Annotated in this window: 14 protein-coding genes; 6 read left to right on the top strand and 8 right to left on the bottom strand. The window is 61.6% G+C overall.

The features are described 5' to 3' along the window. Window positions 1–13: 13 nt before the first annotated feature. The 8 genes from HX815_RS27375 to HX815_RS27340 form a co-directional block, all read right to left on the bottom strand. Complete coding sequence (locus tag HX815_RS27375; RefSeq protein WP_177029213.1) at window positions 14–988, bottom strand: ABC transporter permease; 975 nt, start codon at window positions 986–988, stop codon at window positions 14–16. Further along, window positions 985–1,977 carry an ABC transporter permease gene (locus tag HX815_RS27370; protein WP_102369138.1) on the bottom strand — a complete coding sequence of 331 codons (993 nt, stop codon included), beginning with the start codon at window positions 1,975–1,977 and terminating at the stop codon, window positions 985–987. Before HX815_RS27370 ends, HX815_RS27375 begins: the two co-directional genes overlap by 4 nt. Then, entirely contained in the window at window positions 1,964–3,499 is a 1,536-nt protein-coding gene (locus HX815_RS27365; protein WP_177029212.1) for a sugar ABC transporter ATP-binding protein, read from the bottom strand. The genes HX815_RS27370 and HX815_RS27365 overlap by 14 nt, the downstream gene beginning before the upstream one ends. Then, window positions 3,499–4,485, bottom strand: a complete 987-nt coding sequence (locus HX815_RS27360) for a sugar ABC transporter substrate-binding protein (RefSeq protein WP_003210861.1) — start codon at window positions 4,483–4,485, stop codon at window positions 3,499–3,501. The genes HX815_RS27365 and HX815_RS27360 overlap by 1 nt, the downstream gene beginning before the upstream one ends. Before the next feature lie 188 nt (window positions 4,486–4,673). After that, window positions 4,674–5,084, bottom strand: coding sequence for a VOC family protein (locus HX815_RS27355; RefSeq protein ID WP_177021731.1), 411 nt, complete (start codon window positions 5,082–5,084; stop codon window positions 4,674–4,676). Between the two features lie 16 nt (window positions 5,085–5,100). Further along, on the bottom strand, window positions 5,101–5,631 hold the full coding sequence (locus HX815_RS27350; protein WP_177021732.1) for an ester cyclase: 531 nt from the start codon (window positions 5,629–5,631) through the stop codon (window positions 5,101–5,103). A 34-nt stretch (window positions 5,632–5,665) separates the two neighbouring features. Next, the gene (locus HX815_RS27345) at window positions 5,666–6,682 is read right to left on the bottom strand and encodes a polysaccharide deacetylase family protein (protein ID WP_177021733.1); all 1,017 of its coding nucleotides are present in this window, start codon (window positions 6,680–6,682) and stop codon (window positions 5,666–5,668) included. 30 nt (window positions 6,683–6,712) lie between these two features. Further along, a complete protein-coding gene (locus HX815_RS27340; RefSeq protein ID WP_177009928.1) occupies window positions 6,713–7,897 on the bottom strand; it encodes an MFS transporter in 1,185 nt (394 codons plus the stop codon). A 101-nt stretch (window positions 7,898–7,998) separates the two neighbouring features. Between HX815_RS27340 and HX815_RS27335 the strand changes: the two genes are divergently transcribed. The 6 genes from HX815_RS27335 to HX815_RS27310 all read left to right on the top strand — a co-directional run bounded on the left by HX815_RS27335 (window position 7,999) and on the right by HX815_RS27310 (window position 15,894). Continuing rightward, on the top strand, window positions 7,999–8,922 hold the full coding sequence (locus tag HX815_RS27335) for a LysR family transcriptional regulator (RefSeq protein WP_177009927.1): 924 nt from the start codon (window positions 7,999–8,001) through the stop codon (window positions 8,920–8,922). Between the two features lie 32 nt (window positions 8,923–8,954). Continuing rightward, window positions 8,955–9,341, top strand: a complete 387-nt coding sequence (locus HX815_RS27330; protein WP_177029211.1) for a cupin domain-containing protein — start codon at window positions 8,955–8,957, stop codon at window positions 9,339–9,341. Between the two features lie 68 nt (window positions 9,342–9,409). Further along, window positions 9,410–9,820 carry a DUF3757 domain-containing protein gene (locus HX815_RS27325; RefSeq protein WP_177029210.1) on the top strand — a complete coding sequence of 137 codons (411 nt, stop codon included), beginning with the start codon at window positions 9,410–9,412 and terminating at the stop codon, window positions 9,818–9,820. 225 nt (window positions 9,821–10,045) lie between these two features. Then, window positions 10,046–11,287: a multidrug efflux RND transporter periplasmic adaptor subunit MexE gene (mexE, locus tag HX815_RS27320; protein ID WP_003210867.1), complete on the top strand. Its 1,242-nt coding sequence runs from the start codon at window positions 10,046–10,048 to the stop codon at window positions 11,285–11,287. A gap of 15 nt (window positions 11,288–11,302) precedes the next feature. Beyond that, window positions 11,303–14,482 carry an efflux RND transporter permease subunit gene (locus HX815_RS27315; protein ID WP_003210869.1) on the top strand — a complete coding sequence of 1,060 codons (3,180 nt, stop codon included), beginning with the start codon at window positions 11,303–11,305 and terminating at the stop codon, window positions 14,480–14,482. Further along, window positions 14,479–15,894, top strand: coding sequence for an efflux transporter outer membrane subunit (locus HX815_RS27310; protein ID WP_102604616.1), 1,416 nt, complete (start codon window positions 14,479–14,481; stop codon window positions 15,892–15,894). The genes HX815_RS27315 and HX815_RS27310 overlap by 4 nt, the downstream gene beginning before the upstream one ends. Window positions 15,895–16,036 lie beyond the last annotated feature (142 nt).

Here is a 16,036-nt window from a genome sequence, read left to right as displayed (position 1 = left end):
GGGGCGCCGAGCCTCAGGTGTTCTGCGCAATCCTGCGGCTGACAAAACTGAAGGCCAGCACGATAAAAATCAGCACGCCGGTTGCCACCTGCTGCCAGTAGAAGTTCCAGCCGATCAACAGCAAGCCATTGGCGATGACGTTGATGAACAGCACCCCCAGCAACGTGCCCGGAATATTCGCGCGGCCCTGGCGGTTCAATGTGGTGCCGATAAACACCGCACCAATCGCATTCAGCAGGAACGCATTGCCCGACAGCGGCACGTAGGCGCTCACCGTCGAACTGAGCAGGATCCCCGCCACCGCGCACACCAGCGCCGCCGCCAGCACCGTGGTGGTGACGATGCGCCGCACCGACAACCCCGAGTAATACGCCAGCAGCGGCTGGGTACCCTGGGCTAGCAGTTCGCGCCCCAGGCGTCCACGGGCCAGCAACAGGCCGTAGACCACGGCCAATACCAGCACGATCAACAGCGGCAAGGGCACGCCCAAAGGGCTGAAGCTCGCCAGTTCCAGCTTGAAACCCTGGGCGATATAAATTGGCTGGCCGCCGTCCGAGAGCAGTTGCTGGGCACTGGTGCCGATAAACAAGGTGCCGAGGGTGGCCAGGAACGGGCTGATCCGCAGCCCCGCGATCAAGCCGGCATTGAACAGTCCTACCAGCAGCCCGGCGGCCAACGCACCGGCAATCGCCACACCCAGCCCGTGCCCGGCGTTAAGCAACACCACGAAGCTGAAGCTGGCGAAATCCAGCGCGGTGCCTACCGACAGATCGATGCCACCGGCCGCCACCGCATAGGTCATGCCGATCGCAACAATCGCCAGCAGCACGAAGTTATTCAGCACCAGGCTTTTCAGGTTGCCGCCACTGAGAAACCCCGGGGCCTGCCAGGCAAACACCACCACGATGGCCACGAACACCAGCGGCAACGTCAGGGGCAACAGCGAACGCCAGCCGCCATGGGCTTGCAGGATGGATACCTGACTCATGAATGTTCTCCCCGGTTCAATGCGCTGGAAGCGGCGACCACCAGCAGAATCAGCACGCCCTGGACACCGTTGACCCAGAAGCTCGATACGTTGAGCAACTGAAACCCGTTGATCAAAAAGCCGATCAACAGCGTCGCGAGCAAGGTGCCGGGGATGCTTGCCACCAGTCGCCGGGAAAACACCACGCCAAGAAAGGCTATGGCGACCACCGACAACAGCATGTCACCGGAGCCGGTGGTGCTGCCGCTGAAAAATGCCGCTGAACACAAAGCCGCCACCGCGGCACACAACCCAGACAGCAAATAACTGGAGAGTACGTAGGCCGGCACTCGAATCCCGGCGGCCTCGGCAGCGTGCGGGTACTCGCCGACGGCATGCAGGCGCAGCCCATAGGCGGTGTGCTGGATCAGCAGCGTCAACACAAAGGCCGTCACCAGCAACACCCAGGCGAGTGCCGGCACGCCCAGCCAGGTCCCGCCACTGAGCAGGTCGAGCAACGGTGAGTCAGTCGAGACCACGGTGTTTTCGGTGAGGACCAGCTCCAGCCCGGCCAGTACATTCATGCTTGCCAGCGTTGCGAGCAACGGTGGCAAGCGCAGCACCACCACGGCCAGGCCATTGAGCAGGCCCACCGCCAGGCCGCAACCCAAGGTCAGCAGCAGGCTTGCCCACAGGTCGAGGCCTGCGTTGTTGAGTCGACTGAACACGGCCGCACACAAGCCCAAATTGGCTGCCAGCGACAGATCAAGCCCGCCGGCCACCACGTTGGAGCCGCCGCCGATAATCACGCAGGTCAGGCCGAAGGCAAGTACGCCGAGGATCGCCGACTGGCTGAACACATTCGCGATATTGCCGACTGAAAAGAAGTTCGGCGCGGCGACGGCAAAGCCCAGCAAAATCGCGAGGAATACGCCCACCGAGCCGCGCCGCAACAGCAGTACCCATAACCGTTGAGACAAGCCAGGAGTAGCAGCTTCAAGCAGGGACATGCGCCACCTCCTGTTTCACCTGCACAGCCACTGTGGACTGCACCGCACCCGTGGCACACGCCAACAGTTGATCACTGTCCGCCTCACCGGCATGGAACTCCCCGGCTATTTCACCGCGATGCAGCACCAGGATGCGGTCGCAGATCCCCAGCAGTTCGGGCAAATCCGAAGACAGCACCAGCACCGCTGCGCCCTCTTCCACCAGCCGCCCGATCACGCGATAAATCTCGACCTTGGCGCCGACGTCCACACCTACGCACGGTTCGTCCAACAGGTACACCGCCGAGCGCCGGCTCAGCCATTTGCCCAGGGCGACTTTCTGCTGGTTGCCGCCGCTGAGCTGGCTGACGGCAGCCTGCGGGCCCGGCGTCTTGATCGCCAACTCGTCGATCAGCCGCAGGCTTTCGGCCTGCTCCTTACGCTGGCTCAGTACCCCCCAGCGACTGAAACGCCCAAGCCCGGCGAGCGTGAGGTTTTCCAGCACCGACAGCAGCGGTGAAATCCCCTGGCTGCGGCGTTCTTCCGGCACCAGTGCAATCCCTTGGGCAATGGCTTCTCCGGGTGAACGCAGGCGCAACAAACGCCCCTCCAGATGAATGCTGCCGCTGTCGGCGCGCACCACACCGAACAGGGTCTTGAGCAGGTCCTTGGCGCCCGACCCGACCAGCCCGGTGAGGCCGACGATCTCGCCCCGACGCAATTCCAGGTCGATCTGCCGGTAGCGCCGGGCCAGGTTCAGGCCGCGCACCTGCAGCAATGGTTCGCCGAGCTCGACCTGCGCCTTGGGGTACATCTCCTGGACCTCGCGGTTGACCATCAACCGCGCAATCTGCGCGCTGGAGGTGTGCCGTGGCTCTACCACGGCCACATCTCGACCATTGCGCAACACCGTCACTTCATCGCACAGGCTGTCGATTTCCTGCAGGTAATGGGAGATGTAGAGAATCGACAAACCCTGGTCCCGCAGGCGCTTGACGATCCGCAGCAGCTGGTCGACTTCGCGCTTGACCAGCGCCACGCTGGGCTCGTCGAACACCAGGATCTTCGGCTTGCGAGTCAACGCCCGGGTGATTTGCAGCACCTGGCGCTCGGCGCTGTTCAGCTCGCCTACCAACGCGTCGGCGGGCAGTTGCAGCTCAAAATATTCCGCCAGCAAACGTTCTGCCTCGCGCTGCTGCCGGCGCCGGTCGACAAACGGACCACGGCGTAATTCATGGCCGAAAAACAACGCCTCGCCCACGGTAAAACTCGCCGGCAACAGCCGCTCCTGATGGATGAACTGCACGCCCAGCGCGTCCACCTGGCGCGGCGACAGTGCGGCATACGGCTGGCCGTCAATGCTCACCTGCCCCGAGTCCGCTTTGTGGATCCCCGCCAGGACCTTGATCAAGGTCGACTTGCCGGCACCGTTCTCGCCCACCAGGCCGTGAATGGTGCCGCGCTCGACCTTCAGGCTCGCATCCTCCAGCGCCAGGGTGGCGCCGAAGCGTTTGCGCAGGTGCTGCAAGTGCAACGCGGCCATCAATCACCCCGCAGTTGCTGGACCTGCGCCAGGTTGGCGGCGGTGGTCAGCAGCGTCGGCACATGGGTTTCCTTGGGCAGGTCACGCTGCCCGGCCAGGTAGCGGGCCACGTTCTGCACAGCAGTCTTGCCGATCAGCGCCGGTTGCTGGGCGACTACCGCGCCCACCGGCGAATTGGCCTGGCCGAGCAGCTCCAGCACCTCCGGCGTACCGTCCACGCCGTAGGTCTTGATCTCGGTGCGCTTGGCGTCGATCAACGCCTTGCTTGCCCCCAGTTGCGGAATGTCCCACGCCGCCCAGATCGCCGAGACACTGCCGGCCGGGTACTTGTTGAGCAATGCGGACACCTGGGAATAGGCATCCTGCACGGTGTTGGGGATCACATCCCGCAGCTCCGGCTCGATGATTTCCAGTTGCGGGTGATCCTTGAGCGCCAGCTTCAACTGGTCGTAGCGAATCGCGCACACCGGCACGCCGTAAAAGCCGTTGAACACCAGGATCTTGCCCTTGCCGCCGGCATCCTTGATCAACTGATCGGCCAGGGCCTTGCCGGTGGCGACATTATCCGAGGTGGTGTTGTTGAGGCTGTACTGCGAAGGTGCGTCGATGGTGAACAGCGGGATGCCGGCCTTGCTGATGCGCTTGAGCCACGGGTCGATCACGCTCAGGGTGCCGAGGGTCTGGATCACCGCATCGGGTTTCTGGGTGACCACGGTTTGCAGTTGGGTCACCAGGTTCTTGTCATTGCGCCCTGCATCCAGGGTGATCGGCGTGCCGCCGAGGCGCTTGATCTCATCGACCTGGGCCTGGAAGGCCTTGATATCGAAGTAGTGACTGGTGCCGGTCATGCTCACGGCAATGCGCTTGCCGGCCAGGGACGGCACCGCGTCATCGCCCTCGGCGGCCTGGGACACGGCGGCGTGGCCCAGCAACAACGCTGCGCCGAGCAAGATGTAACGTGAACGCGAGAAAAAGGTGCAAGGCATACAGGGCTCCGCTGAGCAACGGGTGAAAGGGTTCACCTGTGTGCATTGCAGAGCCCATGCCATAAATTATTTCGAATAAAATCAAGCAGATGAAAACATTGGATGACGTTGCGCTGTCCCGCCCAAACCACAACTGTCCGACTGCTGTTGCCCAGCCAACAGTTGGCCGGGAAATCCGGCCAGCCACCTCAGGCCGCCGGGTAAGCAAAGATCAGCTCGACCCTGATCCCGTTGGGGTCTTCGACAAACAATTGGTGCTCGAACAGCTCCGGCACCACCCGCTCGGTAAAAGGCAGCCCTAGCGTGTGCAGGCGTTGCCGGTGAGTTTCAAGGTCATTGCAGCGCAATGCAATGTGATCGAGCGCACTTGAGCCGTCGCCGGCAGCACGCACCCCAAGATACGTTTCAAGCTGCGCGGCGCTGCCCTGCAGGCTGGCGATATGCAGCAGCGGGCGACCTGCTGAATAAAGCCAACTGCCCGGAAAAGGAAACGCCGGGCGCCAGCCCTCCTCCAGGCCGAGGGCGTCACGATAGAAACTCACCGTCGCGTCGACATGCTCCGTGCGGAGCGTGAAGTGATCAAGGTAGTGAACGGTCATGTGCAGAGCCCTCCCGTCAGAGCGCACCCAACTGCTTCATCAGCGTCAGGTTGTCTTCGATGTGCCAGTTGGCGACGATCTTGCCCTTGCCGATCTGGTAAATGTCGGTGGCAATAAAGTCTACGACCTGCCCAGTGCCCTTGATCTGACCAAAGGAACCGGTGAAGTGCCCGCGAAAATGCAAATGTGCCACCACGCGGTCGCCGGCAATGATCATTTGCTCTACTTCACAGCTCAGGTCCGGCACCGCGCCGCGAAACGCACGGGAGGCCAGCAGCGGTCCCTCCGGCCCTTGTTTGCGCCCGGCGGGCGGTGTTTTATCGATGAAGTTGAGCGCCAGCGCTTCACGGGCCAGGCTCTCGTCACCGGTATTCCAGAAAGTGTCGTAACGCCGGGCGACAGTTTCCATGATCTTCAGTTGCGCGGCGGTCAGGCTCTTGTCCACCACCAGGACACCCGGCGTCACCAGTTCGGTGGTGGCAAACGCCACGCCGGAGAGGGTCAGGGCCAGGAATCCGGCGGCGATAAGGGGAATGGAACGTTGCATACGGGCACATCCTTTAAAGGCGAAGAGAACGAACTCAGATGGTTTCGCTTTCCCTGAGGCTGAGGGGGCTTTTCAAGGTGTATTGAGCGATGGCGTCCTTGCGCATGAACGCCACGCCGGGATGGCTGTTGGCGTACCGCAGAAACTCGTCCCAGACCCTGACCATTTGCGGCGTACCGCTGATGCGATCGTGGGCACTGATCGCCATCATGCGGCGTCGGCTTCCGGCTTCCAGGTAGAGCTGGTCGAACTCCAGCTTGACCTGTTGAAGGAATTTCGAGGGCGAGTAATTGCGCCCCTCAATCAACACGATGTCGTTGTTGCGCAGGGTATACGGGACCACGACAAAGTCCTTGCCATTGACCTGCTCGATAAACGGCTCATCGCGACTCACATCATCAATGTGATAGACGTAGCCCAGCTCCTGCAACAACGACAAGGTATTGGGCCCGCGCCGCAGCCAGTTGCAGTTGTAGCCGGTGACCGGCTGACCGGTGACGTCCTGCAACATGCTCGCGGCCTGGCGCAGGAAAGTGCGCTCTTCATCCCGGCTCATGGCAAATTGCGAGCTCCAGTGCGGGCCATGCCCCGAGGCTTCGTGCCCACGGGCGACGATCTCCCGGGCCAGCGCTGGGTTGCGCTTTACGGCGTCGCCGATCATGTGGCAGGTGACTTTCACCCCATGCCGGTCCCAGAGATCAAGCATCCGCGGAATACCTTCACGGTAGCCATAGGCAAACCAGGTATTGGTGGCCACATCCTCCGGAACACTGTCGGGAAAATCCACGTGGGGAAACGGACTGTCAGTGCCCTTGAGCGGTTGGCCGCCTGCCTCGAATTGCATGGAAATGGAAACCACCAGCCGGGTGTCCCCTGGCCAGAAACGCCCGATTGCCTTGCCGGCAGTCGCCGCGGGGGCAGCGTTGCCCGGCCCTGTCACCGCAGCTTTGGCAGCGGCCGGGCCGAGCAGCGATCCTGCGGCCAGAACAGCAGCACCTGCGCCGGCCTGGGCGAGGAAAGTACGACGATGCGGGTTATCGGTTTTGTCCATGTTGGTTCACCTCATACTGAATTCAGGGGATCAGGCAATCGCTGCAGGCCGGGTGGCTTTACCCGCGCCTTCCTGGGAAACAATGAACAGCACACCGAGCAATGGAATCGCCGCAGCCGCAAACGGAATCGCCGCCGCGCCCCAGTGGCTGTCCACCACGATGCCGCCGATGATGCCGCCCAGGGCGTTGGCCAGGTTGAAGGCCGAGATATTCGCCGTGGCAGCCAGCTCCGGGGCCTTGCCGCCGTGCTTCATCACGCGCATTTGCATGGATGGCACGTTGGCGAACGAGGCGATACCGAAGAGGAACGCGGTCACCAGGAACGGCCACTTGTAGGGCGCCACAAGGCCTGCGGCGATCAGTGTCACGATCATCGCCGCCGGCCAGAACATCAGCGAAAAGCGCAAGTTGGCGTCTGCGGTACGCGCCCCGAGACTGTTGCCGACTACCAGGCCAATGCCGACCACGACCAGCACAGCGGTCAGCATCGTCGAATCAAACCCGGCCACCTGTTCGGCGATCGGCGCGATATAGCCATAAAAGGCCATGAACCCGGCCCAGCCGAGCACCGTGAACATCAGACTGGCCAGCAGGTTGCGGTTACGGAACACCGCCAACTGGTTGATCAACGACACTGACTGCTCGGTGCCCTGGCGCTTGATCGACACAATGATTGCCAGCAACGCGAGCACGCCCAACGCGGCGACTATCAGGAATGCGGTGCTCCAGCCATATTGATTGCCAATCCACGAGCCGGCGGGAACGCCCAGCACGTTGGCCAACGTCAGCCCGGCAAACATCTGGCCGACGGCGCGGCCTTCCATGCCGCTGGCCACCAGGCGCGTCGCGACCACCGCGCCGATCCCGTAGAACGGCCCCTGGGTCAGCCCGGCAATCGCCCGGCTGACCAGCAACACGCTGTAGTCGCTGCTGAGGGCAGTCATTACGTTGGCGCCGACGAACACCGCCATCAACAACCACAGCACCGTGCGTTTTTCGTAGCGCGAGAGCCAGATGGTCAGCACCGGGCCTCCGACCACGATGGCCAGCGCGTAGGCGGTAATCAGGCTGCCAGCCTGCCCTTCGCTGATGTTCAAGCTGTGGGAGACCTGGGTCAGTAATCCGGCAATCACGAACTCGGCGGTGCCGATGGCGAAAGCCGCCAGGGTCAGCACCCAGACCTGGATGGGCATTTTCGAAGAATTGGATGACATGTCAGTCACTCCGATGGTTAACGATGGATGCAAAACTAGTTCTTTTGGCTTAACTTGATAATTGAGTCGAAATCAAAAACCACTTTCGGAAATACCGAACAATGCTGCTGAAGAACCTTGAGTTGTTTTTGCTGATTGTGGAAAAAGGCGGGTTGTCGGCAGCGGGTAGAGAGCTGGGACTGTCACCCGCCTCTGTCTCGGAAAGGCTCGCGCAGTTGGAGGGTTTCTATGGCGCCAGCCTGCTCAACCGCACCACCCGGGCGATCAACCTGACGGACGAAGGCCGCTTGCTGGTGGAAGGCGCCCGCCGCTTGCTGGCAGAGGCCAACGAGCTGCACAGCAGCATTCGCCATGGCACCCACACCCTGTCCGGGCCGATTCGCCTCAGCGCCCCGGAAGACCTCGGGCGCCAATACATCGAACCGATCCTCGCCGCATTCATGCTGGAGCATCCCGAGATCAGCATTGACCTGAACCTGAGCGACGGCTACGCCGATCCGGTGAGCCAGGGCATCGATTTCGCGGTGCGCTACGGCGAGCTGGCGGACAGCACCCTGCATGCCAGGCCGATTGGCGAAAACCGTCGCGTGCTGTGTGCGTCACCCCACTACCTGGCGCTCAATGGTACGCCCCGACACCCCGAGGATCTGGCGCGCCACGAGTGCCTGGTGATGCGCTTCGGCATCAATATTTCGCGGGAATGGACCTTCAAGCGGCACGGGCACGCCCATCGGGTGCTAGTCCAGGGCCGGCGGGTGGCGAACGACGGTGCGCTGGTACGCCAGTGGTGCCTGGCGGGCCATGGCATTTGCCTGAAATCGGTGTGGGACGTGCGCGCCGACCTTGAGGCCGGGCGATTGGTCGAGCTGCTGGCTGACTATGATTTGGGTAGTACCGCGCTGAACATCATCTATCCGCCGACACGGGTTCAACCGCGCCGTGTCAGGGTGTTGATCGAGCGGATAGTGGATGAGCTGTCGCTGCACGATCATTCAATATCCGGCCAGCCGTTAGGCCTAACTTAAGGCTCCAATGTCCTGAAACCCTGGAACCTAAAATGCCCGCCTCCCACGCTTCGACGAATTACGCCTCGATCAGCTTCGCCGAGAAATACGCCCTGTTCAGCGAGCAATGGGCGCCCAAGGTCGTCGCGCAGATGAACGACTACCAGTTCAAGGTGGTGAAGATTGAAGGTGACTTCATCTGGCACGACCATGCCGACACCGATGAAACCTTTATCGTCCTCGAAGGCACCCTGCGCATCGACTTCCGCGACGGCGCGGTGACCATCGGCCAAGGGGAAATGTACGTGGTGCCCAAGGGCGTCGAGCACAAGCCGCACGCATTGGGTGAGGTGAAGTTGCTGTTGATCGAACCCTGCGGCGTGCTGAACACCGGCAGCGAGGGTGGCGAGCGCACGGCAATCAACGACGTGTGGATTTAGCACCTTCCGGCGTTGCCTGTTTGGGCTAGTCTTTACCTCACAGTTACTCCAGACCAGGAGCACGCGTGATGAACAGGCAGCTCAGGAAAACCTCAGCCCTCGTGATTGCCCTGATGGCGTTGATGGGCAACGTCTACGCTGGCACTGGCGCCTGCCCGCCCACCCATGCCCTTAAAGATACGTACAAAAAGACGCCGACCGGGGAAGTGGTCGCCTACACCGCGTCCGGCCCGGACGGTCGGCAATGGACCGGGCAAAACCCGATGACAGAGCAGAAGGACCTGCACCAGGTCCACTTTGAAAAGGCGGTGATCCAAAGCAGCCAGGGCCAGTCGTCTGTGGCATGCCACTACCTGGATCAGAACCATGAACCGGTAAGCATGACCCTGAAAAACCAGCTCAATGCCAGGCCTCTGGGCAGCGCATGGTCAGGCAACGAATGCACGGCAACCAACCCGGCGCTCTGTACATTTGAATAGCAGACACGCCCGACAATTTATGCGGCGCGCTGTTCCTTGCATCTTGCGCAACAGTCCTTTGTCATCAACAGCATTGATAGCTCCCTAACGAAAGCCCCATGCTAGAGGGCTGGCTTTACGCTTATATCATTCCGAATGATAGTTACCTTTGTTTCATTCGATTCGTGAGATAGCACCCTGCCGAGCATGATCCGCCCATCTTAAATACATTGGCGGATGCACCTCATGGAACAGTCACTCAAACATTTGCGCTATCCCTTGGCCATTTTGGCCGTGATGGTGATGAGCGCCTGCGGCAAAGCGCCCGAACAGGCAGCCGCCATGCCACCAAGCCACGTCAGCGTGGCCAAGGTGCTGGAACAACCGGTCAATGAGTGGGACGAATTCACCGGCCGGCTCGAAGCGCCGGAAACCGTGCAGATCCGTCCGCGCGTGTCGGGCCAGATCGATCAGGTCGCCTTCACCGAAGGTGCCTTGGTCAAGAAAGGCGACCTGTTGTTCCAGATCGACCCACGCCCATTCCAGGCTGAGGTGCGCCGCCTCGAAGCACAACTCGCACAAACCAAGGCCGCCGCCACCCGCAGCGATAACGAAGCCCAGCGCGGCGAACGCCTGCGCCAGAGCAATGCGATCTCCGCCGAGCTGGCCGACTCGCGCACCACCGCCGCCCAGGAAGCCCATGCGACTGTCGCCGGCATCCAGGCGCAGTTGGACCTGGCCAAGCTGAACCTGAGCTTCACCCGTGTCAGCTCGCCCATCAGCGGCCGCGTCAGCCGTGCCGAGATCACCGCCGGCAACCTGGTGACCGCCGATGTCACCGCGCTGACCAGCGTGGTGTCCACCGACAAGGTCTACGCCTACTTCGACGCCGATGAACGTGTGTACCTCAAGTACACCGAACTCGCGCGCCAGGGTCGCCGTGGCGCGACTACCCCGGTGTACCTGGGCCTGTCCAATGAAGACGGCAACCCGCACCTGGGCCAGATGAACTTCGTCGACAACCAGGTCAACCCGGCCACCGGCACCATTCGTGGTCGCGCCGTGTTTGATAACAGCAAGGGCGAATACACCCCAGGCCTGTATGCGCGCCTGAAGCTGGTAGGCAGTGGCACCTACTCCGCCGTGCTGATCAGCGACGAAGCCGTGGGCACCGACCTGGGCAAGAAGTTCGTACTGGTGATGGACGGCGACAAGCCTGCCTACCGCGCGGTGGAGCTGGGTCCGAAGATCGAAGGTTTGCGCATCGTGCGCAGCGGCCTGACCAAGGACGACACGATCATCGTCAAGGGTTTGCAGCGCGTTCGCCCGGGGTCGCCGGTTGCACCGGAAACCATCCCGATGGCCAGCAAGGAAACCCTCGCCGCCTTGGCACAACAACGACAAGCGCTTGAAGCCAGCAACCTGGAGCAAGTGGCGCCGGATAAAGCCGCGCCCAAGCTCGCCAGTGTCGCGACTCCACGCGGTTAAGGGATACGACTCAAGATGAATTTTTCCAAGTTCTTCATTTCGCGGCCGATCTTCGCAGCGGTGCTGTCGCTGTTGATCCTGATCGCCGGCGCGATTTCACTGTTCCAGCTACCGATCAGTGAATACCCGGAAGTGGTGCCGCCGACCGTCGTGGTCCGTGCCAACTTCCCGGGCGCCAACCCCAAGGTCATCGGTGAAACCGTGGCCGCGCCTCTGGAGCAAGCCATCACCGGCGTCGAGAACATGCTGTACATGTCCTCGCAATCAACCGCCGACGGCAAGCTGACCCTGACCATCACCTTCGCCCTGGGCACCGACCTGGATAACGCGCAGGTACAGGTGCAGAACCGGGTAACCCGGACTCAGCCCAAACTGCCCGAGGAAGTGACGCGCATCGGTATTACCGTGGACAAGGCCTCTCCCGACCTGACCATGGTGGTGCACATCACCTCCCCCGACCAGCGCTACAACATGCTCTACCTGTCCAACTACGCGATCCTCAATATCAAGGATGAGCTGGCACGGCTGGGCGGCGTGGGTGATGTGCAGCTGTTCGGCATGGGCGATTACTCCCTGCGTGTGTGGCTGGACCCGAACAAGACCGCCTCGCGCAACCTGACCGCCACCGACGTGGTGACGGCCATTCGCGAACAGAACCGCCAGGTGGCGGCCGGTGCCTTGGGCGCGCAACCTGCGCCGAATGACACCAGCTTCCAGCTGTCGGTCAACACCCAGGGCCGACTGGTCACTGAGGAAGAGTTCGAGAATATCGTCATCCGTGCCGGCGCCAACGGCGAAATCACGCGTTTGAAGGACATCGCACGGGTTGAGCTGGGTTCCAGCCAGTACGCCCTGCGCTCGTTGATCGACAACCAGCCGGCCGTGGCGATCCCGATCTTCCAGCGCCCGGGCTCCAACGCAATCGACATCTCCAATGAAGTGCGCGCCAAGATGGCGGAGCTGAAACAGAGCTTCCCGGAGGGCATGGATTACCGCATCGCCTATGACCCTACCGTTTTCGTACGTGGCTCCATCGAGGCCGTGGTTCACACCCTGTTTGAAGCACTGATCCTGGTGGTGCTGGTGGTGATCCTGTTCCTGCAGACCTGGCGTGCGTCGATCATTCCATTGGTGGCGGTGCCGGTATCGTTGATCGGTACCTTTGCGGTGATGCACCTGTTTGGCTTCTCGCTCAACGCGCTGTCGCTGTTCGGGCTGGTGTTGGCGATCGGTATCGTGGTGGACGACGCCATCGTGGTGGTGGAGAACGTCGAACGGAACATCGAATTGGGCCTGGAACCGTTCCCGGCCACTGAAAAGGCCATGAGCGAAGTAACCGGCCCGATCATCGCGACCGCGCTGGTGCTGTGTGCGGTGTTCATTCCAGCGGCATTTATCAGCGGCTTGACCGGCCAGTTCTACAAGCAGTTCGCCTTGACCATTGCGATCTCGACCGTGATCTCGGCGTTCAACTCGCTGACCCTGTCGCCCGCACTGGCAGCGGTATTGCTCAAAGGCCACAACGCTCCGAAAGACGGGTTCTCCAGGTTCCTCGACAGGATGCTGGGCGGCTGGTTGTTCAAACCGTTCAACCGCTTCTTCGACAAGGCCAGCCATGGTTACGTCGGCACGGTACGCCGGGTGATCCGCGGCAGTGGTATCGCGCTGTTCCTGTACGCCGGCCTGATGGTCCTGACCTGGATGGGCTTTGCCCACACGCCGACCGGTTTCGTACCGGCCCAGGACAAGCAATACCTGGTGGCCTTCGCGCAATTGCCGGACGCCGCGAGCCTGGACCGTACCGAAGACGTGATCAAGCGCATGTCCGACATCGCCATGAAACAGCCCGGCGTGGAAAGCGCGATCGCCTTCCCCGGCTTGTCGATCAACGGTTTTACCAACAGCCCGAACAACGGCATCGTGTTCGTGACCTTGAAGCCGTTCGATGAGCGTAAAGACCCGAGCCTGTCTGCCGGTGCGATTGCCGGTGCACTGAACGGCAAGTACAGCAGCATCCAGGAAGCCTACATGGCGATCTTCCCACCGCCGCCGGTACAGGGCCTGGGTACGATCGGCGGGTTCCGCCTGCAGGTCGAAGACCGTGGCAACCTGGGTTACGACGAGCTGTACAAAGAAGTGCAGAACATCATTACCAAGAGCCGTGGCGTGCCTGAGTTGTTCGGCCTGTTCACCAGCTACACGGTCAACGTGCCCCAGGTCGATGCTGCCATCGACCGCGAAAAGGCCAAGACCCACGGCGTGGCGATCAGCGACATCTTCGACACCCTGCAGATCTACCTGGGCTCGTTGTATGCCAACGACTTCAACCGCTTCGGGCGCACCTATCAGGTCAACGTGCAGGCTGAGCAACAGTTCCGCCAGGATGAAGACCAGATCGGCCAGCTGAAAGTGCGCAACAACAAAGGCGAGATGATTCCCCTGGCGACCTTCATCAAGGTCAGCGACACCTCGGGCCCGGACCGCGTGATGCACTACAACGGCTTCATCACCGCCGAGATCAACGGCAACGCCGCACCGGGCTACAGCTCCGGCCAGGCCCAGGCGGCGATCGAGAAACTGTTGAAAGACGAACTGCCCAACGGCATGACCTACGAGTGGACCGACCTGACCTATCAGCAAATCCTCTCGGGCAACACTGCGCTGTTCGTGTTCCCGCTCTGCGTACTGCTGGCGTTCCTGGTACTGGCCGCCCAATACGAAAGCTGGAGCCTGCCACTGGCGGTGATCCTGATCGTACCGATGACCCTGCTGTCGGCCATCACCGGGGTGATTATCTCTGGCGGCGACAACAACATCTTCACCCAGATCGGCCTGATCGTCCTGGTGGGCCTGGCCTGTAAGAACGCGATTCTGATCGTCGAGTTCGCCAAGGATAAACAGCAGGAAGGCCTCGATCCGCTCGCTGCGGTACTGGAAGCCTGCCGTCTGCGTCTGCGGCCGATCCTGATGACCTCGTTCGCCTTCATCATGGGTGTAGTGCCTCTGGTGATGTCCAGCGGTGCCGGTGCCGAGATGCGCCATGCCATGGGTGTGGCGGTGTTCTCCGGGATGATCGGCGTGACCTTCTTCGGTCTGCTGCTGACGCCAGTGTTCTATGTACTGATCCGCCGGTTTGTTGAACGCGGTGAAGCGCGCAAAGCGGCCAAGGCCTTGAAGCTGGAGACACAGCAATGAGCGTGAAAGTATTTTTGCCGAGCTTGCTGGTACTGGCGCTGAGCGCCTGTGCCGTGGGCCCGGACTATAAAACCCAGCCACTGGAGGCGGCCAACGTAACGGCCGCCGCCGACGCCAAGCAGTACGACCACGCGAAGTTCGAAGGCATCTGGTGGCAACAGTTCGAGGACCCGACCCTTAACCAGTTGGTGACTCAGTCCCTGAACGGTAACCGTGACCTGCGGGTGGCATTTGCCCGCCTGCGGGCAGCCCGGGCGATTCGTGACGACGCTGCCAATGACGTGATGCCGGTGATCACCAGCCGCGCCAGCAGCGACGTGGGCAAAGGCCAGATTCCGGGCCAGACCACCAAACGCGTCAACAGTGAGCGTTATGACCTGGGCCTGGACATGGCCTGGGAAGTGGACTTGTTCGGCCGCATCCGCCGCAACCTGGAGGCCAGCGACGCTGACCAACAGGTTGCCGAAGCTGACTTGTATCAGCTGCAAGTGACGATGATTGCCGAGCTGGTGGACGCTTACGGTCAACTGCGGGGCGCGCAACTGCGCGAGAAAATCGCGGTGGCCAACCTGAAGAACCAGGAAGACTCACGCGGTATCACGGTCAGCCTGCGGGATGCCGGTGTGGGCGATCAGCTCGATGTGGTGCGGGCCGATGCGCGTCTGGCGGCTGTAGAAGCCAGTGTGCCGCAGCTGCAGGCCGAGGAAGTTCGCGAGCGTAATCGTATCGCTACCCTGCTCGGTGAGCGGCCGGACAAGTTGAGCGTGGATTTGAGTCCGAAAGATTTGCCGGCGATTGCCAAGGCGTTGCCGATTGGTGATCCGGGGCAACTGCTGCAACGTCGTCCGGACATTCTCAGTGCCGAGCGTAAGTTGGCAGCCGCCACGGCGCGGATTGGGGTGGCCAAGGCTGATCTGTTTCCGCGGGTGAGCCTCAGTGGGTTCCTCGGGTTTACCGCTGGGCGGGGTTCGCAGATTGGGTCGGCGGCGGCGAATGCCTGGTCGCTGGGTCCGAGCATTACCTGGGCGGCGTTTGACCTGGGCAGTGTGCGGGCAAGGTTGCGTGGTGCGGATGCCGAAGCGGATGGCGCCCTGGCGACTTATGAGCAGCAGGTGTTGCTGGCGCTGGAAGAATCGGAGAATGCCTTCAGTGATTACGGCAAACGCCAGCAGCGGTTGGTCTCGCTGATTCGTCAGAGTGAGTCGAGCCGGGCTGCTGCGGATCTGGCGGAGATTCGTTACCGCGAAGGGACGGTGGACTTCCTGGTGTTGCTGGACGCGCAGCGTGAGCGTTTGGCCGCCGAGGACTCCCAGGCTCAGGCCGAAGTGGATCTGTATCGTGGGATCGTCGCGATCTACAAGGCGTTGGGCGGTGGGTGGCAGCCGAGTACCACGATTGCCAGTGCCAAGTGATTTGACTTAAAGAGCTCCTTTGGTTGGTCGCATCCAGCCAATTTTTAGCCCCGTGCCGTCATTCGGTCGCGGGGCTTTTTTTTGCTCGCTTGTGGTGTGTGCATATCCGTTATTCGGTCAGGGCTGCTATTGGTTCCGCTCT

The organism is Pseudomonas sp. E6002 (genome assembly GCF_013385565.1).
GTDB lineage: Bacteria > Pseudomonadota > Gammaproteobacteria > Pseudomonadales > Pseudomonadaceae > Aquipseudomonas.
Note: the sequence above shows the minus strand (reverse complement) of the source record. Positions and strands in the feature narration are given on the sequence as shown.